Raw genomic sequence first — 23,917 nt, 5'->3', positions numbered from 1 at the left:
TTTATGGGCGGATAAAGTTATCCGCCCTTCTTTTTATTAGTCCTTAATAGTAGCTTATTTCGTGTATCCTGAGCGCCTTCGGGTACTGGCTCTTGATGCCGTTACTTACAACAGCAGCCGTTCCAAGCACATAATCGCCGTACTTTACAATCTGCTGGTCTTTTGTCTCAAGGCTGCATCTAATAATTCCGCCGTTCATGTAGTCTTTCAGCTGGCTGCCGCCTGTAAGATGAAAGATATTTTTATTTATGTACCTGTGGAAATACTGCGCTGCATATGAATGCAGGTGCGCCCTGTTGTTTTTATCTATAAGGCCGAACCGGGTACCAATCCTGTTGAAGAAGGAAAGGTTTTCATCCTGCCAGTCTTTGTGAATAAAGTAAATGTCGTTTTTATTGATTAAATAACGGTAGTCTTGCCACACCTCTTCATCAATGTCAAAGTCACGGCTTATGTCCTTAAGATAGCTCTTCATCATTTTGTCCGTGTGGCCTATGAGCTTCAGGTTATTTTCTACCTCCAGCGGCTTCGCGGGCTCTGTCCTGCCGGTCTTGCGCATTTTGATGATGAAAAATCCTTCCGAATCAACTTCCCAGGGGAGTATCCTTCTTGCCTTTGAAAGTTCACTCCTCAGCCTCTCCCCGTTATACGAAGTAAAGCCCTCGTTTGCTTTCAGCGGGAGCTCAATGTCCAGAACTTCAAGAGGATACTTGTTTAATGCGTGGTTTATTATGAGCTCGTTTTCTTCAGGCGTAAGTGTGCAGGTGGAATAGACTATTTCGCCTCCTACCTTGGCCATTTTTATTGCTGCTGCCAGTATCATGTTCTGCAGATATGCAATCTTCTCAACCCTTTCCTTAGACCACCAGTTGCTTACCTCCTCTTTCTTCTGCAGTACGCCGAGCGCGCTGCAGGGGGCATCAACAAGAATTTTGTCGAAATGGTGGTCGTAAAGGCGGCTTAGCCATTCTCCCTTATACTGTATAACGCCTGTATTTACAAGATTCAGCTTGTCTACGTTGTGCACAAGCATCTTGATCCTGTCCGTCTGCGGCTCATTTGTAATGAGTGTTCCTGTGTTGCCCATAAGTGAGGCTATCTGTGTGGCCTTGCTCCCCGGGGCAGAGCAGAGGTCGAGCACAACGTCCTGGCTTTTAGGGGAAAGCATTAAAGGCGGAATCATGGATGAAAGGCTCTGTATATAGTACTTCCCCAGATTGTACTCGAGGGTTTTACCTAAAATTTCTGCACCCTGCAATACTTTGTAGGCATCGGGTATGGCCTGTACTTTTTCAAGGCTTACGCCATAGCCCTCAAGCCTCTTTAGCAGCGCCTCTTCAGAGGGGTAAGGGTCGTTCAGCCTGATATATGTGGTATGCCCGGTTTTGATAAAATCAAAATACTTCTGGGCAACTTCCTTCCCGTAAAGGGAGGCGATGTAGTCTGTTATGTTCTGGCTTAATTCGATCAAGTATATTTATTAAAATCTTTTCAGGTTCAGTAAATTAAATACGCCGTTTGAAACGGCTACGAAGTTTTTCGACTGGGGTAGCTTTGTCTTAAATTCCGAATCCATCAGGCGTATGATGCCGTCCAGGTGCTTTTCGTAAGCCTTGACGGACTCTTTTATGCGGGCTTCATCCTTCGGAATCTTTAAGGCCTGCGGTTTGGTTCTGTTGCTGTATACAATATATTTTGCCTCCGGCAGGCTCTGAGCCATCAGGACGCAGCTGCCCCTGGAATCTAGTATCTCGTATTGTCCGAAGAGTTCCTCCCCCATAACGAGGTAAATTGATGGTATGGTGCGCTCTTCGCACTCCGCGCCGCTTAAGAAATCATCAGGAAAGTTCTTCAGCAGGCCGCCCTGGAGCCTGCCTGCCCAGTCGGCAGTAAATTCTTTTTCAGTCACTTTAGCCTATTATCATGTTTTTGCAATTTTACTAATTTTATCTCAAAAATGAAAGGAATAAACGCTCTTTGGCTTCCTTTTCAAAGGCCTAAAACCTAAAGAAAAATTTGAAATTCAGCCCTGAAATCGTCACCTTAAACTTAAGGTAAGAAGAAGTTGTCACTTTCCAGGGATAGGGAAATATTACCTTTGGAAAATTTCGGCTAAAAGCCTAAATTGTGTCACAAATTAAAGGATTTTCCACTGATAAATATCCTTTTATTTCAGGCCTGGAAGTAAATTATTCAACATAAATCCGGAAATTGGAGTCCTAAGGAATGAATGTATTAGTAACGGGCGGCGCCGGCTATATCGGTTCACACGTGGTTAGAATGCTCTTAAAACAGGGGCATTCTGTTGTTATTATTGATAACCTTTCAAGGGGCCACATTGAGGCTGTGCCTGAGGGAGTTAAGTTTGAAGAGGTAAATCTTCTTGATTATGACGGCCTTAAGACTGCAGTAAGCCGTCATGGAATTGACGCATGCATACACTTTGCGGCTTTTGCATATGTAGGCGAATCCGTAGAGAACCCGGGGCTTTATTATGTGAATAACGTTACAGGAAGCATTAACCTCATACGGGCACTTAATGAGAATAATATTAAAAAAATAGTATTCTCCTCCACATGCTCACTATACGGAAACCCCGAACACGTTCCTATTTCGGAAAAAGAGAAGCTGAACCCCATTAATCCTTACGCGAAAACAAAGTATTTTATTGAGCAGGTCTTAAGCGACTTTGACTCCTCATTTGGAGTGAAGTACGCGGCTTTAAGATATTTTAACGCCGCAGGGGCCGACTTCGAAGGCATCATCGGAGAAAGCCACGAGCCGGAGCCCCACCTGATCCCTATTGTGCTTCAGGCTGCTTTGGGCAAAAGGGAAAAGGTTATGATCTTTGGAGATGACTACCCGACTGAAGACGGTACATGCATAAGAGATTATATTCACGTCTACGACCTGGCAGATGCCCACATAAAGGCACTGGAATACCTTAATAAAGGCAACGGTTCTACGATAATAAACCTTGGGACCGGTACCGGCTACTCTGTAAAGGAAATCATTGAAAGCGCCCGCAGAATTACAGGCCGTGAAATTAAGGCCGTCATTTCCGCAAGGCGCCCGGGGGATCCTGCAATCCTCATTGCAGACAATAAGAAAGCCCGCGAAGTACTGCAGTGGATCCCTGAATACGGACTGGATGACATTATTAAAAGTGCCTGGCAGTGGCACCAGAACCCAAAATACTAAGGTAAATCAATCAGATTATTTAATAAACAGGTGAACTAAATGAAGGGAATAATTTTAGCAGGAGGGGCAGGCTCCCGCCTCTATCCTATTACAAGGGTCTATAGTAAGCAGCTTACTCTGATTTATGACAAGCCTCTTATTTATTACCCTCTTTCTATCCTTATGCTTGGAGGAATTAAAGATATACTCATTATTTCAAATAAGGAAACCATCCCTTTATTTCACCAGCTTTTTAACAGCGGGCACCACCTGGGCTTAAACATTGAATATGCCGTGCAGGAAGCCCCGAACGGTATTGCCGAGGCCTTTATACTCGGCGAAAAGTTCATCGCAGGCGACAGCGTTACGCTTGTTCTGGGAGACAATATATTCTATGGCAAAATGGATTTCCTCTATAATGCACTAAAACAAAAGGAAGGCGCTACGGTCTTCGGCTACCAGGTTAACGACCCTGAACGCTACGGCGTGGTGGAGTTTGACAAGGACGGCAAGGCTATCTCAATTGAAGAAAAACCCCAAAGCCCCAAAAGCAATTATGCCGTTCCCGGGCTCTACGTATACGACAACTGCGTGGTGGAAATTTCCAAAAACCTGAAGCCCTCGGCGCGCGGTGAGCTCGAAATAACGGACGTTAACCGCAAATATATGGAAATGGGAAAACTGAAGGTCGAAAAGATCGGCCGCGGCGTTGCCTGGCTGGATACAGGTACACCCGAGGCACTACTGCAGGCTTCCAACTTCTTCGGCGTCATTGAGGACCGGCAGGGACTTAAGGTCGCATGCGTGGAGGAAATTGCATATACAATGAAATTTATAGACAGGAAGGGATTTGAAGAGCTGATAAACAGCATCCCTAAATGTTTCTACAGATCTTATCTTGAAAAAATACTGAAGGAGAGCTAAAGCTAGTTAGCAATTATGAAAGTAACAGAAACCAGACTTAAAGGCGTTCTTGTAATTGAACCGGACGTATTCCGTGACGAGCGCGGATATTTCTTTGAATCATTCAGCCAAAAAAAATATAATGATATCGGAATAAATTACGAATTTGTACAGGATAATATTTCTAAATCCACCTACGGCACCTTAAGAGGTCTCCACTATCAGGTGGGTGAAAATGCCCAGGGGAAACTCTGCCAGGTTATACAGGGCAAGGTCCTGGATATTGCGGTGGACATAAGATTTAATTCCCCTACTTTCGGGCAGTACGTTGCAGTGGAGCTTTCTGATGAAAACCACAGACAGCTCTGGATTCCACCGGGCTTTGCACACGGTTTTTCAGTCCATTCATCCGAGGCTCTTTTCCACTATAAGTGTACGGCATTCTACAGCAAGCCCGATGAAAGGTCAATTATATATTGCGATGGTGACCTTAATATAGACTGGAAAATTGAAAACCCGGTTGTCTCTGAAAAAGACAAAAAGGCCATAGCTTTCCGGGATATCGAAAAAGATTTTTTGTTTTAGATTTTGTGTAAGATAAAACGTTTGTTCTTTTAAGTTTTTGATCCTTTGTGTAATATGAATTGAAGAGAAGAAAAATATTTTTTACTTGGAGGTAAAATGAATCTGGCAGTAATAGGCACCGGCTATGTCGGGCTTGTCTCCGGAACCTGCTTTGCTGAAATGGGTAATCAGGTGATCTGTGTGGATAACAACCAGGATAAACTTGAAAAGCTCCAGAATGCTGAAGTTACAATATATGAGCCCGGACTCGATTTTATTTTCTACCGGAACATTGCAAAGAAGAGGTTGTCTTTTACTGACGACCTTAAGCATGCCGTGGAAAGCTCCGAAATAATTTTTCTCTGCCTGCCTACGCCGCAGGGTGAGGACGGTTCGGCTGACCTGAAATATGTATTCGGCATCGCTGAGGATATCGGCAAAATTCTTGAAGCCTCGGGCGGCAGGGATTACAAAGTTATTGTAAATAAGAGTACCGTCCCTGTCGGCACGGCAGACAAGGTCCGCTCAATCCTGAAAAAGTTCGGCCTCGCCAGCTTTGACGTCGTCTCCAACCCTGAGTTCTTAAGGGAAGGTTTTGCAGTTGAAGACTTTATGAAGCCCGACCGCATTGTCGTTGGCTCCGATTCGGAAAAGGCCCTTGAGATGATGAAGATTCTTTATGAGCCTTTTGTACGCCAGGGGAACCCTATCCTTGAAATGGATACGGCAAGTGCCGAGGTGACAAAGTATGCCGCCAATTCATACCTTGCCATGCGCATCACCTATATGAATGAACTGGCTAACTTCTGCGAGAAAGTTGGCGCCAACGTGGACATGGTCCGCAAGGGCATGGGAACTGACACGCGCATAGGTAAAAGATTTCTCTTTGCGGGCATAGGCTACGGGGGAAGCTGTTTCCCGAAAGACGTCAACGCGCTTATTAAGACTTCCTGCGACTATGAATCGGAAATGAAAATACTTACCGTTGTAGATAAAGTAAATCGTGAACAGAAGCTGGTCCTGGTAAATAAAATTCTGAAACACTTTAACGGCGATATAAATGGCAGGCGCTTTGCTCTCTGGGGACTTGCATTTAAGCCTAATACCGACGATATGCGGGAAGCGCCTTCAGTGGTTGTTATAAAAAGACTTCTGGAACTTGGCGCCTCGGTTTCAGCATATGACCCTGCGGCAATTGAAGCCTCAAAGTTTTATCTGAAGAATTCGGTAACCTTTGCCGAAAATGAATATGATGCAGTTAAAAATGCAGATGCACTTATAATAGTGACGGAATGGAATGAATTCCGGAACCCCGATTTCACGATTCTTAAGAATACTCTTAAAGAGCCCGTAATATTTGACGGAAGGAATATCTTTACGCCGGAGAAGATGCAGGAACTAGGCTTTACTTATTACTCAATCGGAAGAAAACCCGTAACTGCAAAAATAGATTAGCCGCTCACAAAGAAGCCCTCCCCTGAGGGCTTCCAAATACCGTCGAACGTTAATGATTCAGCACATCCATATAATACTGCTCGTATTCCGGCACGATCTTGCTCTTTTCAAAATCCTCTACAGCACGCTGTCTTGAATTCTTTGCAAATTCCTCATACTTCCTTTCATTAGTTAGAAGATCAATTGCATATTTTGCCATCCTGTCCGTGTCCCCGATCTCAGCGATGTAACCGGTCTGGTCGTGTATTACAAGTTCAGGGATTCCTCCTACACTGGTGCTTACAACCGGCACGCTGCACGCCATGGCCTCAAGGGCTGAAAGCCCGAAACTCTCAGACTGCGAAGGCAGAAGGAAAAGATCCGACGCACTTAAAATCTCAACCAGGCCATCCTGCTTCCCCAGGAAAAACGTGTCGTTCTGCAGTCCCAGCTCTCTTGTAAGACGCTCACACTCGTACCTGTCGGGACCGTCTCCAACAAGAATAAGTTTACTCGGGACTTCCTTTACCACCTTTTCAAAAATCTTTATCGTATCCTGCACCCTTTTTACAGGGCGGAAGTTTGAGGTATGCACCAGCACCTTCTCCCCGTTTGGCGCAATGTGCTTCCTTAAGTTTTCACTGTCGACCCTCTTAAAAAGATTGGTGTCTATAAAATTATAAATTACGCTTATATCTTTTTCTATGTGATAGTTTGTAAGTGTCTTCTCCTTCAGAAAGCGCGATACGGCCGTAACGCCGCAGCTTTCTTCAATTGAGAATTTTACCAGCGGCAGAAACGAGGGCTCCAGACCTACGAGCGTAATGTCCGTTCCGTGCAGCGTCGTTACTACTTTGAGATCGGAATTGCCTTTTCTTAATATCTGCTTTGCCAGGTATCCGCTTACAGCATGTGGAATGGCATAATGCACGTGCAGAAGATCCAGTTTCTCATACCTTACTACTTCAACTATCTTGCTTGTAAGTGCAAGCGAATAGAGCTGAAACTCAAAGAGGGGATAATTGCTCATTTCCACTTCATGAAAATATATGTTCTCGACGAAGTTAGTCAGACGGTGCGGCAGTGCATAACTGATAAAATGTATCTGGTGGCCTTTGGCCGCAAGTGCCTTTCCAAGTTCTGTTGCCACAACGCCGCTTCCGCCATAGGTGGGATAACAGGTAATACCGATTTTCATTTAAGTAATTTCCCGAAAGTTTTGGATTAATTACATAATATAATCTATTTGTACTTATATAACATTCAAATTTTTAGACATGTTTCCGCCTTTTAAGCAATTTTCACTCTATTTGCATATATTTATCCCGTCGAAATTTAAGCTGCCTAAAGCATTAATTGCCGGGCAATTAATATTCCATATGTTTTTTTCACCCTATTTGAGATATTATGAAGTTACTGGTAATCGGACATTCGGTTGAGGATCATATCCACATAAAAGGCGGACATGAGGTTAAGCCGGGAGGAATTTTCTATTCCGTACTGGGACTTAAAAGCTTCCTTGAAGAAAAGGACGATATCATGCTATTGACCTCGATGGAAAAGGAATCTGAAAGTCTTTTTTCCCCCCTTTACGACGGCCTGAAAAAAGACTTTTTTCAGTATAAGGGCAGGATACCGAGAGTAAATCTTTTTATTCCGGATAACGCGGAAAGGTGTGAAAATTACGAGAACCTGGCTGAACACCTGGATATATCTGCCCTTAAGGAATTGAACTCATTTAACGGCATTTTGGTTAACATGATTACGGGATTTGACCTGAGGCTTGAGGACCTGAAGTCTTTAAGGAATGATTTCAAGGGCCCGGTCTATTTAGACGTCCACACACTTTCACGCGGACTCGGGGAAAATAACCAGAGGGAATTCAGACTGATACCCCATGCCATGGAATGGATTGCACAGGTTGATATTGTACAGGTAAATGAAAATGAGCTCAGGACTTTAAGCTCAAAGGAAAGTGAAATTGAAATTGCACGTGAGGTTCTTCATGCAGGGCTTAAATGCCTCATTGTTACAAAGGGAGAACTGGGAAGTAAAATATATAGCCTTGAGAATGGAGAATTAAAATCTTATTTTCAGTCCGCAATTAAAATAAACTGCGTTAACAAGGTGGGCTGCGGCGACATTTTCGGGGCCGCGTTTTTTACTTCATTTCTTAAAGGCAAAAGTCTTGCTGAAGCCGCCCGCATTGCTAACGCAGCTTCGGGTGTAACTGCCTCTTACAGTGAAATTAAGGATTTTCTAAAGTTAAAAAATGATACATTCGCACGATTTAATTAAAAACAGAATACTTGTTGTCGGTGCAAACGGAATGCTCGGGCAGCGGCTGGTGGATTATTTCTCCAGGCAAAGGAATGTGGAGCTCCTTGCTAGCTCCGTTGAGGAGGTTTCATATAACGATTCCTCCATTCCCTACATGCAGATTGACATGACGAGAAGGGAATCGGTAAAGAACGTGGTCTACGACTTCTACCCGGACTATATTGTAAATGCCGCGGCTTTTACAAATGTTGACCTATGTGAAAAGGAACGCGAGACTGCCTGGAAGGTAAACGTCAAGGGCGTTGAATACCTGGCTGAAACTTCACGCATCATCGATACTCACCTCATTCATATATCAACCGATTACATCTTTGACGGCAAAAACGGCCCCTATCCCGAAGACGCAAAGCCAAACCCCCTCGGATACTACGGCAGGACAAAGCTTGCAAGCGAAAACGCCTTGAGGCTCATCGGGGCTACAAATACAATTATCAGGACTAACGTCCTTTACGGCCCCGTTAAAAACGGAAGGCCCGACTTTGTTCGCTGGGTAGTGAATTCACTAAAAGAGGAAAAAGAGATAAGAATTGTAACCGACCAGATCAATAACCCGACCTATATAGACGACCTGGTAGATGCCATCAGCCGCATTGTTGAGTTCCGCCGCCAGGGAATCTTTAACATCGGGGGAAAGGAATTCCTCTCCCGCTATGACTTTACGCTGCAGATTGCGGACTTCTTCAGGCTTGACAGGAATCTTGTTAAGCCGATTAAGACGTGCGACCTGAACCAGACGGCACAAAGACCGCTGAAATCTGGCCTCGTCATTCTTAAAGCCGAAACCTCATTGGGCTACAAACCCCATAGCATACAGGATACGCTGGTTAAAATGAAAAGAGAGCTTGACCTGTGACCTGACTTGAAAAAATGTCCTTCTTTCTAAGCAGTCACCGTTAGTCTTTCAGTATAGTTATAAGTATATCTAATTTTTAATTTCGGAGTCCGGTAATGAAAAAGCCGTTTTCATTTATCACTTTGTTATATTTTACAATATCCGTTTCCTGTCTTTATTCCCAGCCAAGTTCCCTTACGGTAGAGGACCTTTATACCAACCGCGCTTTCTATGGCAGCAGCCTTAAGGGCGTGCAGTGGTTCGATGGCGGCAATAAATTTTCATACCTGGCCAGTAAGGACGCCGCAGTTTCAATCTATCAGCACGACGTTAAAAGCGGAGAGGAAAAGGAAGTTGTCTCAGGAAACGACCTGAAGCTCGAGAGCGGCGATAAGCCTTTCCAGATCCAGAATTATACGTGGTCGCCTGATGGACGCTACTTGCTTTTTACCGGAGTCCTCCCTGCCCGCAGGACTAAATCCGGCGGCACCTTCTATATCTACGACACAAAGGACAAGAGATTCTTCCTTCTTGCACAGTCGGACAAGGAACAGTCAAACGCACAGTTTTCTCCCGACGGCAAAAAAATCGGCTTTGTACGCGGGAATAATATGTTTGTAGTGGATATTGCAACAGACAGGGAAAAACAGCTTACATTTGACGGGAGCGAAACTATTCTTAATGGTCACTTCGACTGGGTTTATGAGGAAGAGTTCTCAATTATTGACGGATGGCAGTGGTCACCAGACAGCAGAACAATTGCATTCTGGCGCCTTGACCAGTCACCGGAGCCTGAAGTTGAGCTCGTCAACTACGACTCGCTTTATTTTCAGGGCTACAAATACAGATACCCAAAGCCGGGAGCCAAAAACGCAATTGTTAAAATAGGAGTTGTAAATACTGAATCCGGAAAAACCCAATGGATGGACTTAGGGAAAGAGACCGATATTTATGTTCCGCGCATTCAGTTTACGGCTGATCCTAAAATCCTGTCCGTCCAGAAATTAAACCGCCTTCAGAACCACCTGGAACTTCTTTTCTGCGACGTTAATACGGGCAGCTCAAAACTCATCGTGGAAGAAAACAGTCCTGAATCGTGGGTGGACGTTCAGGATGCCCTCACATTCCTTAAGGATAAGAAAACATTCATCTGGGCCTCAGACAGGGATGGGTTTAACCACCTTTATCTTTATGACTATTCGGGTAAGCTCCTGAACCAGATTACAAAAGGAAGTTTTGTTGTGGATAATGTTTTGGGAGTTGATGAGGCTTCAAAAACAGTTTTCTATACTTCAAATGAAAGAGGCCGCCGCTTCCAGGATCTTTATTCAGTGCCGGTGACAGGAGGCGAAGGGAAGCTATTGACAGAGCAGGAGGGAAGCCACACTGTAAACCTCTCTTCAAATGCAAAATACTTTATCGACAGGTATTCCAACGCCAATACACTTTACAATACATACCTTTTGGGAAGCGACGGCAAAAGGATCACAACACTCGTCTGGAGCGATATGAATGCCCTGAAAGATTACAGCCTTTCCCCAGTGGAATTCTTTACCTTTAAGGCTTCAGACGGAACGGAGCTGGATGCGTCGATGATAAGGCCGCGCAGCTTTGACAATACGAAAAAGTACCCGGTAATTGTTATGAATTATAACGGACCGGGATCGCAGCAGGTTAGCGATTCATGGAGCCGTGACGGCCTGTGGCATCAGCTGCTTGCTGAAAAAGGATATATCATTGTTACAATGGACTGCCGTATTACAGGAGGCAGGAACTCTGAGTATAAAAAGCTGGCCTATAAAAACCTGGGCCACTGGGAAGTAAACGACCTTACCGAAACGGCAAAGTATTTAAGCAGCCTTCCTTATGTGGATGGCGGCAGGATAGGTATCTGGGGCTGGAGCTACGGCGGTTATTCATCGGCCTCAGCCATCATGAGGGCGCCTGAGTACTACAAGGCGGCAATTGCAGTTGCCCCTGTAACAAGCTGGAGGTTTTACGACGATATCTATACAGAGCGTTACATGTCGCTTCCCGAACTGAATCCGAAAGGATACGAGGAAAGTGCGGTACTGAACTATGCTGAAAACCTCAAGGGAAAGTTTCTTTTGATTCACGGGACAGGGGATGACAACGTGCATTTCCAGAATTCAGTTGAGCTTGTAAACCGTTTAATTGATGCAAACAAGCAGTTCAGGGTAATGTATTACCCCGGGCGTGACCACAGCATTTATGGCGGCATGACAAGAATACAATTATATAACTTAATGACTGACTTTTTCCTAAATAATTTGTAAATTAGCAGCACAGAAAATTTTAAGTTTTCTGTGCCCATATGGGTGCTTAGCTCAGCGGTTTAGAGCGTTCGCCTCACACGCGAAAGGTCATAGGTTCAAATCCTATAGCGCCCACAATAAAGCCCTGAAACCAAACCGGTTCCAGGGCTTTTTGTTTTTAGGAATTGTTCCTTTAAGTCTTCACATAAACATTAGAAAAAGGGACCGGAGGGCTTTCCCCCGGAAGCTCCCGGTCCCTTTCCCTTTTCGTGTAGCCGGAAAGGAGACTTACTTAATAAGCATCATTTTCCTGGTTACTATGCTGTTCTGGAAGCTGATCCTGTAGAAATAAACTCCGCTTGCTACTTTCGAGCCGTCAAAGCTTACTTCATATCTGCCTGCCCTTAACTGTCCGTCAACCAGCGTGGCTACCTTCTCGCCCAGCATGTTGAAAATGTTCAGGCTTACAGGCCCTGCCTGAGGTATGCTGAATCTGATAGTTGTAGTCGGGTTGAACGGGTTAGGATAGTTCTGAGCCAGGTCGAAACTTTCAGGAGTTTCCTTTACAAGTTTAACCGATGTCGGATTAGGCGTAAATGTCTTCCCGATCGGAGCCGTCGGGCCTCCTGTCAGGCTTACATAGAGCGTGTTGTTGAACAAAGCCGCAATGTTGCCTGCCGCGGCCGTAGTGTCGTTTAGCATCATCCATACGCCGTTTGTAGAGCCTCCGTTAAAAGTCTGAGGCATCTGGAATAAGGATGCTCCGCCCTGTCCGTTTGTAAAGTTTCCGCCGTTGCCTTTGTAGCCCGCAACGGAAATGTCATAGATCAGCCCGGCATCTGTAAGAACAAACATGCCGTTGCCGTATCCCTTCGAGGCTGTCTGGTTCTGTCCTGCCGTAGCTGAATCAAATACCGCAATAAAGCCTGTTCCGCCGTTGGGCAGTATCTGGCCTCTTATTGCTCCATTCGGATTTGACGCGGTGAGTAAATTTACATAGAGGTTGCCTCTGAGCAGGGATGTAATAAGCTGATCGGTAAGAGGTGATGCGCCGCCCGTCCTGCGCCATACGCCTATAATAGTATTGCTCGTATCAAATCCTGCTGTCTGCAGGTCACTGACAACTGTGCCTGTTACTCCAAAGGGAGCGTGCTCAATACGCACTCCTGTGACCTTTAAGCTGTCCACGGTTATCTTGTATGTCAGGCCCTCATTGGTAAGTATGAAGTTGCCTGTTCCCATTGCCTTTTCCGTTGTGGCCGGTACTGCCTGATTTCCTTCAAGATGTGTGGTGAAATCGGTGCCGGAGGCAGGTACGAGCTGTCCTCTTATTTCACCTGCAGGATATCTGCGCGTGTGAACGTTGACGTAAATATTCCCTTCCAGAAGAGCGGTAATCATATCTGTTGTCATGCCCGAACCCTGTTCGGGCGTCAGATCCCAGGTGCCCTGTGCCGTAAATGTGGAGTCAAACGTAATTGGATGTACAATGGGGCCGCTTACGCCCATAGGCGCCATGTGGAAATGAGCCCCGGCTATGGAATCAATTCCGGCTATAGTAATATAGTACTGCAGCCCTGAGGGAGTAAGGATGAAATGTCCGCCTCCGGTCGGGTGTATCATGTGCCTCGGGGTTTCCTGCGGACCTGAGAGAAGGGCTGAGAAGTTTGTCTGCTTGTGCAGCATTATAACACCCCTTAGCGTGTCGTTTCCGGTCTCAACAACAAGAGAAACTTTCCCTTGAATCAGGTCTGCTATTTGTGTGCCGGCAAGGGGAGTAGTTTCATAAGCCTTTTTTGAGAACCATACGCCTGAATACGTAGTGTCGCTGAATTTCGGTATGTCTTTTAGCTTTTGATTTGTTGAAGTATTTGCAAAGTATATGTTGTTTACTGATGTTCCTCTTATGTTAATATGATAAACAAGCCCGAAATCCGTAAGCGTGTAAGTCCCGCCTCCAACAACTCTTTTAGTTGAATCAGACTTCCCGCCTGTTTGTCCGCCCTGTGTGCTCCTGCTGCTCTTCAAAGGTGATGAGAAGCCAAAGCCTGCCGCATGCAGTATCTGTCCTCTTATTTCACCACTTGGGTACGTTGGTGAATGGACGTTTACATAAAGGCCTTCTGTAAGCAGCATGGTCAGCAGATCTTTGTTAAGCGGATTCGACTGATCGCTTTGCTTCCACAGGCCCATTGCAGTGTGGCCGCTGAATGTAATGGGAAATACAATGGGACCGGCTATTCCAGGCATGCCCTTATGAATGTGGGAAGCCTGTATATCAATACCCTGAACTGAAATCTGGTAGATTAGTCCCAGGTCAGTAAGCAGGAAGGATCCAACGCCGCTGGCCTTTGAATTTTTAACGCTGTCGGTTTCCTGGGGAGCTGTAAGATGGGCTACAAATCCTGCCCCTGTAACCGGGTGAATATGCCCTCTGATCCGTCCTGAATCAAGCACGGCAACAACAAATATTTTGCCCTGGAGAAGTGCGTCCACTACCTGCTGGGTCAGTGCCTGGCTGCCTCCTGCATTCAATGTGCCGGAGTATGAATTACCAGTAATTCCGCTGGTTACAGATAAGACTGTCGTACCGGTATCTCCAATTGTTCCCAGATTAAAATAAATGGCTCTGAGCCTTACTGAATCATTTTGGGCAGTGCCGCCTCCGCCGGTCTGAGAAGTGTCATTACCGGGGGTTCCTCTGCCGACAGTGACTATGTAGTTTAGCGTCATATTGTTCGTGCTGTCGCTGTTAAGAACAACTATGGCCGTACCTGTGTAACCCCTGTCAACGCTGTCAGTTTTGCTTCCACTCTGAATCTGCTGTGCCTGAGAGAGCCTTGCTGCAAAATATGTCTGCGAGTAGGCTGTCATGGAAGAAATGAGCAGAAATAAAACTGACGCAATAAGTCCTGAGATTTTCCTCATATATTTCTCCTCGTATTGATTTTACTATACCATTTCCTTTTTAGTGAGTGATCAACAATATACTATGGCCTTTAATGCTGCCAATCAAGTCAGCCTGTGCATTCATTATGCATTTGGATGCGTACGTATCATTTAAATTTTCAGGGAGGAAAAAAAGAGTACAAAACCGGAATGAACGCACCGTTTTTGTAAATGAGCGAGAATAAAGCTACAAGGAATTGACTGGCTTAAAAGAAGAAAATCTGATACTATAAAGAAGATCTGGTTCGGGTTAAAATGTTCAGGGGAGGAGGGTTCTTGGAAAGTATCTTGGTTATTGAATCAAATTCAAGGTTCCTTAATGTTGTTTCAAAAGTTCTGGAGGATGCGGGATATAATGTGTTTACGGCTTATAACGGGCCTGACGGACTGAAACTGGCAGCCGCAGAACTCCCATGCCTTATTCTTTGCAATATGGTGCTCTACGGAATGAGCGGCTATGAAGTACTTGAAAAGATTTCAGCCGACAGCCTGACCGGGGCAATTCCATTCGTTTTCTTTACATCGGACTATAACATAGATGCTCTGAAAAAGGGAATGGAACTGGGCGTCGATTCAATAATATTCAAGCCTTTCAGTGTAGAGGAGCTCTTAAATGTGGTAAGGGTTAAAATAAACAAGCTTCATCTTGCTGAAAGACGTGCCGTTACCGGATACACTGCACTTCCTGCCCCGGCAGTGCAGAATAGGACTAATGATACAATCCTGCTAAACATAAACAGGAAAAAGAAACTGGTAAGGAAAAGCGATATAGAATATATAAAGGCCCTCGGGGCTTACTCAGCTGTTTATCTGCTTGATAAAGGGCGGGTTATGGTAAGAAAGCTTTTGAAAGAATGGGAGAATGTACTGCCCGGCGAGGAATTTATAAAGGTGAGGCGCTCTGCCATTATAAACGTAAACTATATTAAGGATCTTGAAAAATGCAGCGCCCGCTCGCTCAGGATTGTAATGCAGCACAGCAATGAAAGTTTCATTACAAGCCAGAGGTTTTCAGTTAAGGTTAAAGCCCGTTTTACACAGGTATGAAATTTTTTTTTAATAAATGACCTCGTGCGGTCGATCCATATTCCTCTATTGGGGCAGTCAACGGCTTGAGGGAAAAAGCAATTTCAGGCCTTAAGTTACACGGGCACTTTTATTACCATCTTCTTTACACTCTCAGGGCTCTCTGCCATTATCTGCGGCATGTGGCCGTCGTGCGGAAAGAAAATGACAAAGTAATTTTCATTTAATGTAATAAAATCGGCTTTGCCTTCCAGCTTTCCGAAATCCTTTTCTTCATTGAACTCCAGCTCGCGCGCCGAGTCTTTATTGCATATTCCTATCTTTTCTTTTCCGCGGAGTATGATCTGTATATCAATATACTTTTTGTGAAACTCTATAAAGCCTTCTGAAATATCTTTTGTCTTGTATTCATCCACATTTGCAAACGCTCCATCCTCATTTACAAAATGTCTGCCGGCCGGGAGGGCGGCTATATTTACCACACTAAGAAAACCTGACACGCTGCTAAACTGCGGATGAATTGATACATAGTTATAAAAGTTCGAAATTGAATCGAATACCATTTTCCTTACTCCTTTATCCATTTTGTCATCAGATCCCGTTCCTCGGCCTTAAAGCCTGCTTTAACATATACCTTTTGGGCACGAACGTTTGTCTTTGCCACTTCAAGCCTTATTGCATGAATGCCCCCTTCAAGACAGATTTCTTCAATTTTCTCCATGGCCGATCCTGCAATTCCACGCCCCCTGAAGCCTTCCCTAAGGTACAGTTCGTCAATTAAAACAAAGCGCCCGTGGAACTCCAGGCTGTAGCAGTTGGTCATAACCACATACCCTGCCACTCTGTCCCCGGCATAAATTATCTGCACCGTCCCGAAGTTACTGTTTCCCAGAATCTCCTTCACTGCCCTGCGCTGAAAATGAGGGGCAAACTCCAGGTGCTCAATTTTATAGAACTCCTGCATAAGGGTTACTACAAGCTCCAGGTCCTTAAGGCCCGCAGGGGTAAGTTTTGAATCCATATAAAAACATTTTTGTTTTTGAAAAATTCTGAACAGCCGCATTTAATTTACTTATAATTGACCTGATATTCCATCAAACAGGGATTTGCAGGGTAACAACATGCAAAAAAATCAAATTGAATTTCTGGCTAAATCGTAGGATATTTACCACTACTTGTAATTCTTATGTTTTTCGGACAAGGCAAAAAGAATAGTTGGAAATGAACTCTAAAACTTTCAGGAAACATAAATCTTTATGCGGATTCAAGGGAGTACTGGTAGAGGGACGGAATTTAGTCTGGAAGATTTAACAAGGTTAAAATAAGAGCTGGTTATGAAAGTTCGTGATAGCGGAATGCCTGAAGAACAGTTGTGGGAAAGCTTTTTTAATCCGGAGCTGATAATTGAAAGACTTTTCGGAAGCCGCCTAGATGGAAATGCTGCGGAATTCGGCTGCGGCTACGGCACGTTTACACCTGAGATTGCCCGCAGGACCAATGGCCGCCTCTATGCCTTTGATATTGAAGAGGAAATGATCCAGAAGGTTAAAGGCCGGGTAAAAGATCTTTCAAATGTGGAAGTCCTCTTAAGGGATCTTGAAAACGAGGGGACGGGACTTGAAGACGAATCTGTGCAGTCGGTTGCGCTTTTTAACATACTGCACGGGCACGATCCTCTGAGGCTTCTTAAGGAAGCCTATAGGATAATGCCAGAAGGAGGAAAGATCGCCGTAATCCACTGGAACTATGACCCGTCCACTCCGCGCGGGCCCGAGATGTCCATCAGGCCTAAACCTGAAGATATTCAGCTATGGATGAAAAAGGCCGGCTTCGGGGTCTCGCCGGTAATAGATCTTCCTCCATACCACTATGGGATAACAGGCATTAAGGTCAAAAGTAAGGGGAGCAGCAGACTGTAAATTATTTGCAAATATTTGCGATAGTTTATATAGTTTTATTGGAGAGTTAGTTAATTTTGTATCTGTATTTCAATTGATATTTCCCCTGAAGAAGGAGGTCTTTTTAGTAATGAAAAATATCGGCCACATCACAATCCTGGTAAGGAACTATGATGAAGCTATTCAGTTTTATACAGACATCATGGGCTTTCAGCTCATTTCCGATAATGATTTTGGAAACGGTTTCAGATGGGTTACAGTAGCTCCCCAGAAGCAAAGCGATACGGCAATAGTCTTCGTGCTGGCAGATACCGAAGAAAAACGCAGCAAGATCGGCGTGCAGGCTTCTGACCACGTTTTTATGACGTTTATTACAGATAACTGTATGAGAGACTACGAAAGGATGAAAGCAAAGGGAGTTAACTTCCAGGGTTTTCCAACTGAGAGCCCCTGGGGAACTGAAGTTGTTTTTGAGGATCTTTACGGAAACAAGTTCGACCTCGTTGAACCAAAAGTCTAAACATTCTGACATTTCACGGGCAGTTGGAGAGACACTTTCTCCAGACTGCCCATTACCTTTTCCTATACCATTACCTTCTAAAAATCCCCGTGAAATAAATTGTAAGTTTTTACCTGTATCCTATAGTAAAACGCTGTTTTTTATGTTTCGGCTTTTCCAGCTCGTCTATCATTGCTATGGCATAATCCTGCACTGAAATTCTGCCCTGCCCCTTATCATCCAGTACCGGCTCATCGCCTCCCAGAGTGAATTTCCCGGTGCGCTCGCCAGGGAAAATATTGATTGCCGGGCTGAAGAATGTCCAGTCCAGATCATTTTCATGTCTGAACATATTAAGAACGTCGCGCAGTGCCATGGCTCCCATTTTCCAGTCCTTCGGAAAGTCCTCGCGGTCCACAAGAGGGCGCCCCGGTTCCGGTTCAAGGCTTCCGGCACCACCAACGACCAGAATGCGCTTCAGGCCGGCCTTTTTTACGGCATTGATGATCGACTGATAGCCATGAATTGTGTCATCAAAGATCTTTGGATTTGTCCAGCCCGGGTTATAAGCGCTTATTAGTGCATCCTGCCCGCGCAGAATTTCTGAAAGCTCATCTGTATTAAATATGTCGCATTTTTTTGCTGTGAGCTTCCGGTCCTGGACTTTAATGAGCGAAGTGTGTCTTTCAATTGCTGTTATATGATGCCCGCGCATTAAAGCTTCATTTAATATAGCTGAACCCACAAAGCCGCTTGCCCCTATAAGTGCTGATTTCATCTGAACCCCCATTGTGTTGTGACGATATAAATAAAATAGAAGATTCTGACTGAATAACAACGTACTTTCTTTGTATTTGTTAAATTGACAGCTGGGCCCTTAGCCCGAATGCCCACAGATCATCCCGGCCGGTTTCCGCATCCAGGTTCCTGATCCACTGTATCTCCCGGGAGCTGAACGCCTGCTAGCTTATAATGAAATTAACCGGATGTCTTATTAGGCATTGACTTTTAAGATCAATTCAGCTTTCATTAATACAATGCTTTGCTGAATTCATCTTGACTGGTCCGATAGATTTTGAAGCATTATCCCTGTACGGCCGGACTTTTCCTGTTAAACTTATTACTGGTTCAGATTGGGCAAAGGCATTAAAATAACAGAACAGTAATATGAAGGAGGAATAGTTTATGAGAATGTTGATGAAAGTTTGTATGAATACAGAGACGACCAACAGAGCTGTAAGAGACAATACTCTGCAGACGACAATAATGTCCGTTGCAGATATGCTAAAGCCTGAGGCTATGTATTTTTTACCTGAAAATGGAAGGCGTACCGGATACTTTTTCTTCGATATGACCGACTCGTCTTTGATGCCGCAGATTTCTGAACAGTTGTTTATGGAATTCGGTGCTGAAATATATTTTTATCCTGTTATGAACAAGGAGGACCTGCAGAAAGGCCTTCAAAATGCGATGAATACAAGAAAGAAATAGATAATTGAGGCTGCAGGAACATTATTCCTGCAGCCCTTAAAATAAAATTCCTTTAACCCTGCCTGCGCTAAAGAGCTATTTTTTCCTGGCCGGGTACTGCCTTTCCGTTTGAAAGATCGAGTGCATCTGCAAGTTTGATCTTTTCATCTGTATCCTGGTGTACCAGATACTTGTCTGTAACCTTATCAATAAAAAGTATCCCGTCCAGATGGTCAATTTCGTGCTGCAGGCAGCGCGCCATTTTGCCGCTTCTTTCAATTACAATTTCATTCCCGTTGCGGTCCTGGTATTTCACCTTGACGGTTTCAGCTCTGGGAACATTGCCTATAAAACCCGGAAATGAAAGGCAGCCTTCATAGTCTGTCTGTTCGCCCGATGAGGAGAGTATTTCAGGGTTGAGGAGTTCCAAATACTCGTCTTCATAATCAATTACTACAATTCTTTTAGAAACCCCTATCTGCGGAGCTGCAATTGCGGCGCCATCCTCGCTGCGGAAAAGTGTATCTGTAAGTGCGTCTACCAGTTCATGCAGTTTGTGATGAAAAACGGTTACCGGTTTAGCTGTCTCGCGCAGTACGGGCTCACCGAAGCGCACAATTTTATATTTACTCTTTTTTGTTATTCTTTTCTTCATAAACCTTGCTAAATATTTGAACACAAAAATAATCAGAAATCAAACAAATAACCACAGAACCCGCCGGGGAGTTCCTTATAGACCGGCAGATGAATAGTAGTTAGAAATTCTTTTCGGTGGATGTGAACCGTTTTCCTTTTTCATGATCTTATCAAATTCATTTTTAAGACTGGTCAATAGAGTAAAGTACTTCTTCAGAATATTCTCTGTGATCTCATCAGCAATCTGCAGATTATATATGTGTGCAGTCCGGTTTCTGTCCTTAAGCATCTGCATCCAATCAGTCCCATTGATTATAAGGCCCCTGTTAAATGCAAGCTGAATGGCATCGCGGCTGCCCTGAAGCCCTGCTTCACCCTGGCTCTCATAAAAATCTTTCAAAGTATTCCAGGCAAGTTCATATGTATATTCGAAGGCTTTAACCAGCCCCTGCTTTTCCAGCTCGTTTAGATTACCATGAATAATAAACTTTTCCAGCTGCGATAGTGCTTTTTTATAGTTGGAAAAGCGCTGCTGCCACCTGATATCTTTTTCCATTTTAATACTACAATGTTAAATTATTATCACCTTCAAATTATTCAAAAAAAAGTATATTTTCATCACTAAAGATTCCAATTCATGAATTTTGAAGCAGCAGTTATAAAGGATAAAACACTGTTTTATATCATGGAATATTTTCACTATATTATGGCACTCAATAGCTGACGCTTCCTCCATTACCAGATAAAACAAGGAATTCAAATGGCTAATAAACTGATACTGTTTCTCCTGATCCTAACCGGCGCGGCCATCTGCCAGCCTTATCCCGACCAGCACTACTTTTTTGAAAAGGACAGTCTTGTAAAGAAGATTGAATCCATGAGCGGAATGAAAATTGGTCCTGACGGCAAGAGCATCGTCCTCGAGGACAATGTTACTGAGGGTTATACAATCTTTTCTCCCGATTCATCAAAGTATCCTTTCAATGAGGGGCTTCCCTCATGGAACGGGAAAGTCCCCAATGATAACAGCAGCTTTAAGGTGCTGATGCGTTTTTTCAAGGGCAGCTGGTCCGGCTGGGTTACAGTTGGATATTGGAAAAACAACATATGGCCGTCCTATGGCAGCACAAGCTTTACAGGGGGCACAGTTAATATAGACGAGGTCGATTTTACGTCATATTTTACAAAATGGCAGTTCCAGGTTGTTATGAAAAGGACCGCTGCAAGCCAGCCTTCGGCAACCCTTCACAAGCTTAGTTTCTTCCTGAGCGACAAGCTTACGACCTCAAACGTAAATATTACCAATATTGTAAAAGATAAGCCTGCGGCTATATTTATCCCGACCGATCATTTTTACCAGTATGCGCTCGATCCTGTCATCGGGGGAAGCATTTGTTCTCCTACTTCCACCTCCATGGTCCTCCGCAGCTACAAGATCATGGTTGATCCGCTGCAGTTCGCAAAAAACAATTATGACCCTTATTGGGAAATATACGGTGTGTGGCCCAGAACGGTCCAGAATGCGGTTCAGAACGGGCTTAGCGGCGCTGTTACCCGCTACCGTACCTGGAGCCAGGTCTATGACATACTTGCAGCCGGGGGCCGCGTTGTAATGTCTGTCGGCAAACCCTTATATTCAGGACACCTTATAATGGTAGCCGGCTTTAATGCAAACGGGGATCCCATTGTTCACGACCCTGCAAAGAGTAACGGGTATTCTTACGTTTTTAATAAGACGGATCTTTCAACCTCGTGGTTCGCAAAAGGCGGCGTGTCATATACTTTCTTCCCGGGAGACAATATGACTTCGGTTGAGTCAGATGAACCCGTACAGTCGGTTCAGGAATTTACTCTGGCTAACTATCCCAACCCGTTCAACGGGCAGACGACAATAAGCTTTGAGACTCCGGAAGGCGGCTACACCAGGGTTACAGTTTACGATATAACCGGGCGTGAAGTTGAAAGGCTTTATGACGGCATGATGCAGGCGGGAAAACATACGTTCAGGTGGAATGCAAATTCACTTCCCACCGGAAATTACTTCATCCACGCCGTATGCGGCCAAAACAGTAAAACTTTCAAGGCATTATTACTGAAGTAGTCCTGTCATTTTAATTTTTACATGGGGCGAGCGGCGGCTCGCCCTTTCTCTTATATAGTCTTCTAGAAAATAGCCGCACCAATATTAATCTGAAACTCACTGCTCCTGTAAAGCATTTTCTGGTTCCCCGGATCTCTGGTATACCAGTTATCGAAAAATTTTTCTCCGGCAGGCATATCGTAATGAAGTTCCAAGCGCTGGGAAAGGTCGTAATTATATCTTGCCTCAACGAGAAGTTCAACCGGAAGAAGATTGCCAGTAGAAATACCTGCGCCAAATGTGGTTCCGAAAACGAATCTCCTGTATTTGGATGATAATCCGACCTGGATTATATTGGGCTGATATTTCAGATTGCTTAGAAAGTTGTTTATCCCAGACTGAGCATTTAAGATCAGGTCAAACTTTGGTCCCAGAAAAATATAAGGCACAAAACCCGATCTCCACAGATTTAGCCTTGCAACAGGAGCCGCCTCAAGCATGCTTAATTTCTCTTTGGACTGGCCGCTGAAAAATGTAACTTCCGAAAAATCGTCATGAATAAGCTTTGGAATCAGGATTGTATAGTTTGCCTCCGAGCCTTCAGAGATAAACGACAGTTCGCCATTTATTGAAAGCTGGCGGGTGCAGGGATAGTTATAATATATTGTAAGGGCAAAGCCAGGTGTCCCTTCACCGCCCAGGTGAGTGAAGCCACTGTTATGTCCCTCCTGTTGCTTTAGTTCGAAATTAAAACCCGATTGCCTGGCTATTTTTATTCCCAGCTTATTCCGGTAATTATAATTAACCATGCTTCCTGCAGTAAAAGATTCATCAAGAATATAAACTTCATCCTTACCTACAATTATGCCCACAATACCGCCTGCCAGAAATCCCAAAACAGCCCCGGGCAGAAAATCCGGAGGGTCATTCACATGATAGCCTGAATTGGATGCTCCCCCCCACTGAAGCAGGTAATTGGTAAGAATTCCGCCAATAGTCATGCCCGCAAGTACCCCCATGGAAATATTGTTTCCCCAGTGATGTGTAAACGTTACGGCCTTTACTTCATTAAGCGGAACGGCATGCTTCTCTATGGACATGGAGTTGGGGTCAAAAGCAAATCTGTAACTGACCGTTTCCCATTTTATTGAATCCTCTGCAATCTTTGGCTCGTCTATGCTAATAATGGAATCGTTCTTCATGATGAGCCCGGCTGAGCCGGAGTTCTCATTAACTCCCTTATAAAAGCCCTCCTTTGAGTGAAAATCATTTTTAACATAGAGTGTTGAGCATCCGGTAATGAAAAGTACCAGAATGCAGGGGAAAAGGGGAAGCAGTTTGACCTTCATATTATTCACCCTAATTACTTTTAGATGAGAAATAATGATGTACTGCAATATACTTCTGGGCTTATTCAGTGGCAAGCCTGCATTTCGAAATTTCAGGCGCGTTAAGTACGGGTTTGTGGCACTAAAAATAGGATTGCTAAAATGTCAGCCGCTCATAAATTAATTGATGAACTAATTTAAGAAAGGAGAGACTTATGCCCTTGTATATGGATATACATAAACATGTTGACGGCCTGACAGCCCAGGCAGTCGGCGAGGCACACAAAAAAGATCTGGAAGTGCAGAAGGATTATGGGGTAAACTACCTGAAATACTGGTTCAACGAAAAAGATGGAACAGTATTCTGCCTCTGTGAAGCCCCGGATAAAAAGTCTGCCGAGGAAGTCCACCGCAAAGCCCACGGCCTTGTTGCAGATGAAATAATTGAAGTAAAAGAAGGAATAGTCTAAATGGTTCAGGTCCGGTTAATGCTGCAGGCCTG

The 23,917-nt window shown here is 44.4% G+C and carries 23 protein-coding genes and 1 tRNA gene; 14 read left to right on the top strand and 10 right to left on the bottom strand.

The genetic code is table 11. The annotated features are described in order from the left end of the window. Positions 1-43: 43 nt before the first annotated feature. The gene (locus tag HF312_14170) at positions 44-1,471 is read right to left on the bottom strand and encodes an NOL1/NOP2/sun family putative RNA methylase (GenBank protein MCU7521363.1); all 1,428 of its coding nucleotides are present in this window, start codon (positions 1,469-1,471) and stop codon (positions 44-46) included. Between the two features lie 9 nt (positions 1,472-1,480). After that, positions 1,481-1,909: a hypothetical protein gene (locus HF312_14165; protein MCU7521362.1), complete on the bottom strand. Its 429-nt coding sequence runs from the start codon at positions 1,907-1,909 to the stop codon at positions 1,481-1,483. A gap of 317 nt (positions 1,910-2,226) precedes the next feature. Here HF312_14165 and galE point away from each other — a divergent pair, with 317 nt between their 5' ends. The 4 genes from galE to HF312_14145 all read left to right on the top strand — a co-directional run bounded on the left by galE (position 2,227) and on the right by HF312_14145 (position 6,102). Beyond that, positions 2,227-3,201 carry a UDP-glucose 4-epimerase GalE gene (gene galE / locus HF312_14160; protein ID MCU7521361.1) on the top strand — a complete coding sequence of 325 codons (975 nt, stop codon included), beginning with the start codon at positions 2,227-2,229 and terminating at the stop codon, positions 3,199-3,201. 39 nt (positions 3,202-3,240) lie between these two features. After that, positions 3,241-4,104: a glucose-1-phosphate thymidylyltransferase RfbA gene (gene rfbA / locus HF312_14155; protein MCU7521360.1), complete on the top strand. Its 864-nt coding sequence runs from the start codon at positions 3,241-3,243 to the stop codon at positions 4,102-4,104. 15 nt (positions 4,105-4,119) lie between these two features. Continuing rightward, positions 4,120-4,668, top strand: a complete 549-nt coding sequence (gene rfbC / locus HF312_14150) for a dTDP-4-dehydrorhamnose 3,5-epimerase (protein ID MCU7521359.1) — start codon at positions 4,120-4,122, stop codon at positions 4,666-4,668. Between the two features lie 96 nt (positions 4,669-4,764). After that, a complete protein-coding gene (locus tag HF312_14145; GenBank protein MCU7521358.1) occupies positions 4,765-6,102 on the top strand; it encodes a UDP-glucose/GDP-mannose dehydrogenase family protein in 1,338 nt (445 codons plus the stop codon). A 49-nt stretch (positions 6,103-6,151) separates the two neighbouring features. Here HF312_14145 and bshA read toward each other — a convergent pair whose 3' ends face one another. Further along, complete coding sequence (bshA, locus tag HF312_14140) at positions 6,152-7,279, bottom strand: N-acetyl-alpha-D-glucosaminyl L-malate synthase BshA (GenBank protein ID MCU7521357.1); 1,128 nt, start codon at positions 7,277-7,279, stop codon at positions 6,152-6,154. Between the two features lie 209 nt (positions 7,280-7,488). Here bshA and HF312_14135 point away from each other — a divergent pair, with 209 nt between their 5' ends. The 4 genes from HF312_14135 (at position 7,489) to HF312_14120 (ending at position 11,664) form a co-directional block, all read left to right on the top strand. Then, complete coding sequence (locus tag HF312_14135) at positions 7,489-8,379, top strand: carbohydrate kinase family protein (protein MCU7521356.1); 891 nt, start codon at positions 7,489-7,491, stop codon at positions 8,377-8,379. Next, on the top strand, positions 8,354-9,274 hold the full coding sequence (gene rfbD, locus HF312_14130) for a dTDP-4-dehydrorhamnose reductase (GenBank protein ID MCU7521355.1): 921 nt from the start codon (positions 8,354-8,356) through the stop codon (positions 9,272-9,274). Before HF312_14135 ends, rfbD begins: the two co-directional genes overlap by 26 nt. 95 nt (positions 9,275-9,369) lie before the next feature. After that, positions 9,370-11,550 carry a S9 family peptidase gene (locus HF312_14125; protein ID MCU7521354.1) on the top strand — a complete coding sequence of 727 codons (2,181 nt, stop codon included), beginning with the start codon at positions 9,370-9,372 and terminating at the stop codon, positions 11,548-11,550. A 40-nt stretch (positions 11,551-11,590) separates the two neighbouring features. After that, positions 11,591-11,664: transfer RNA gene (locus HF312_14120), tRNA-Val, on the top strand. A gap of 153 nt (positions 11,665-11,817) precedes the next feature. On the opposite strand, the gene HF312_14115 is transcribed toward HF312_14120, so the two are convergent. Next, positions 11,818-14,457, bottom strand: coding sequence for a CHRD domain-containing protein (locus tag HF312_14115; protein ID MCU7521353.1), 2,640 nt, complete (start codon positions 14,455-14,457; stop codon positions 11,818-11,820). 297 nt (positions 14,458-14,754) lie between these two features. Here HF312_14115 and HF312_14110 point away from each other — a divergent pair, with 297 nt between their 5' ends. Then, the gene (locus HF312_14110) at positions 14,755-15,525 is read left to right on the top strand and encodes a response regulator transcription factor (GenBank protein ID MCU7521352.1); all 771 of its coding nucleotides are present in this window, start codon (positions 14,755-14,757) and stop codon (positions 15,523-15,525) included. A gap of 95 nt (positions 15,526-15,620) precedes the next feature. On the opposite strand, the gene HF312_14105 is transcribed toward HF312_14110, so the two are convergent. Both HF312_14105 and HF312_14100 read right to left on the bottom strand, forming a co-directional pair. Next, positions 15,621-16,088, bottom strand: a complete 468-nt coding sequence (locus HF312_14105) for a DUF386 domain-containing protein (protein MCU7521351.1) — start codon at positions 16,086-16,088, stop codon at positions 15,621-15,623. After that, complete coding sequence (locus HF312_14100; protein ID MCU7521350.1) at positions 16,073-16,525, bottom strand: GNAT family N-acetyltransferase; 453 nt, start codon at positions 16,523-16,525, stop codon at positions 16,073-16,075. The genes HF312_14105 and HF312_14100 overlap by 16 nt, the downstream gene beginning before the upstream one ends. A 313-nt stretch (positions 16,526-16,838) precedes the next feature. On the opposite strand from HF312_14100, the gene HF312_14095 reads away from it, so the two are divergent. Together HF312_14095 and HF312_14090 are read left to right on the top strand one after the other, a co-directional pair. Then, the gene (locus HF312_14095) at positions 16,839-17,423 is read left to right on the top strand and encodes a methyltransferase domain-containing protein (protein ID MCU7521349.1); all 585 of its coding nucleotides are present in this window, start codon (positions 16,839-16,841) and stop codon (positions 17,421-17,423) included. 109 nt (positions 17,424-17,532) lie between these two features. After that, positions 17,533-17,922 carry a glyoxalase gene (locus HF312_14090; GenBank protein ID MCU7521348.1) on the top strand — a complete coding sequence of 130 codons (390 nt, stop codon included), beginning with the start codon at positions 17,533-17,535 and terminating at the stop codon, positions 17,920-17,922. A gap of 109 nt (positions 17,923-18,031) precedes the next feature. Here the strand turns inward: HF312_14090 and HF312_14085 are convergent, their stop codons facing one another. Continuing rightward, positions 18,032-18,679, bottom strand: a complete 648-nt coding sequence (locus tag HF312_14085; protein MCU7521347.1) for an NAD(P)-dependent oxidoreductase — start codon at positions 18,677-18,679, stop codon at positions 18,032-18,034. Between the two features lie 407 nt (positions 18,680-19,086). Here HF312_14085 and HF312_14080 point away from each other — a divergent pair, with 407 nt between their 5' ends. Then, complete coding sequence (locus tag HF312_14080; GenBank protein ID MCU7521346.1) at positions 19,087-19,392, top strand: hypothetical protein; 306 nt, start codon at positions 19,087-19,089, stop codon at positions 19,390-19,392. A gap of 67 nt (positions 19,393-19,459) precedes the next feature. Here the strand turns inward: HF312_14080 and def are convergent, their stop codons facing one another. Both def and HF312_14070 read right to left on the bottom strand, forming a co-directional pair. Continuing rightward, positions 19,460-20,014, bottom strand: coding sequence for a peptide deformylase (def, locus tag HF312_14075; protein ID MCU7521345.1), 555 nt, complete (start codon positions 20,012-20,014; stop codon positions 19,460-19,462). An 87-nt stretch (positions 20,015-20,101) separates the two neighbouring features. Next, positions 20,102-20,563 (bottom strand): nucleotidyltransferase, encoded by a 462-nt coding sequence (locus HF312_14070; protein ID MCU7521344.1) that lies wholly within the window; start codon positions 20,561-20,563, stop codon positions 20,102-20,104. A 204-nt stretch (positions 20,564-20,767) separates the two neighbouring features. Here HF312_14070 and HF312_14065 point away from each other — a divergent pair, with 204 nt between their 5' ends. Further along, complete coding sequence (locus HF312_14065) at positions 20,768-22,108, top strand: T9SS type A sorting domain-containing protein (GenBank protein ID MCU7521343.1); 1,341 nt, start codon at positions 20,768-20,770, stop codon at positions 22,106-22,108. A gap of 62 nt (positions 22,109-22,170) precedes the next feature. Here the strand turns inward: HF312_14065 and HF312_14060 are convergent, their stop codons facing one another. After that, positions 22,171-23,436: a PorT family protein gene (locus tag HF312_14060; GenBank protein MCU7521342.1), complete on the bottom strand. Its 1,266-nt coding sequence runs from the start codon at positions 23,434-23,436 to the stop codon at positions 22,171-22,173. 194 nt (positions 23,437-23,630) lie between these two features. Here HF312_14060 and HF312_14055 point away from each other — a divergent pair, with 194 nt between their 5' ends. After that, positions 23,631-23,885, top strand: a complete 255-nt coding sequence (locus tag HF312_14055; GenBank protein MCU7521341.1) for a DUF4242 domain-containing protein — start codon at positions 23,631-23,633, stop codon at positions 23,883-23,885. Positions 23,886-23,917: the final 32 nt, after the last annotated feature.

The organism is Ignavibacteria bacterium, from assembly GCA_025612375.1.
In the GTDB taxonomy this organism is placed as follows: Bacteria; Bacteroidota; Ignavibacteria; order Ignavibacteriales; family SURF-24; genus JAAXKN01.
This window is presented reverse-complemented; position numbering and strand designations above follow the sequence as displayed.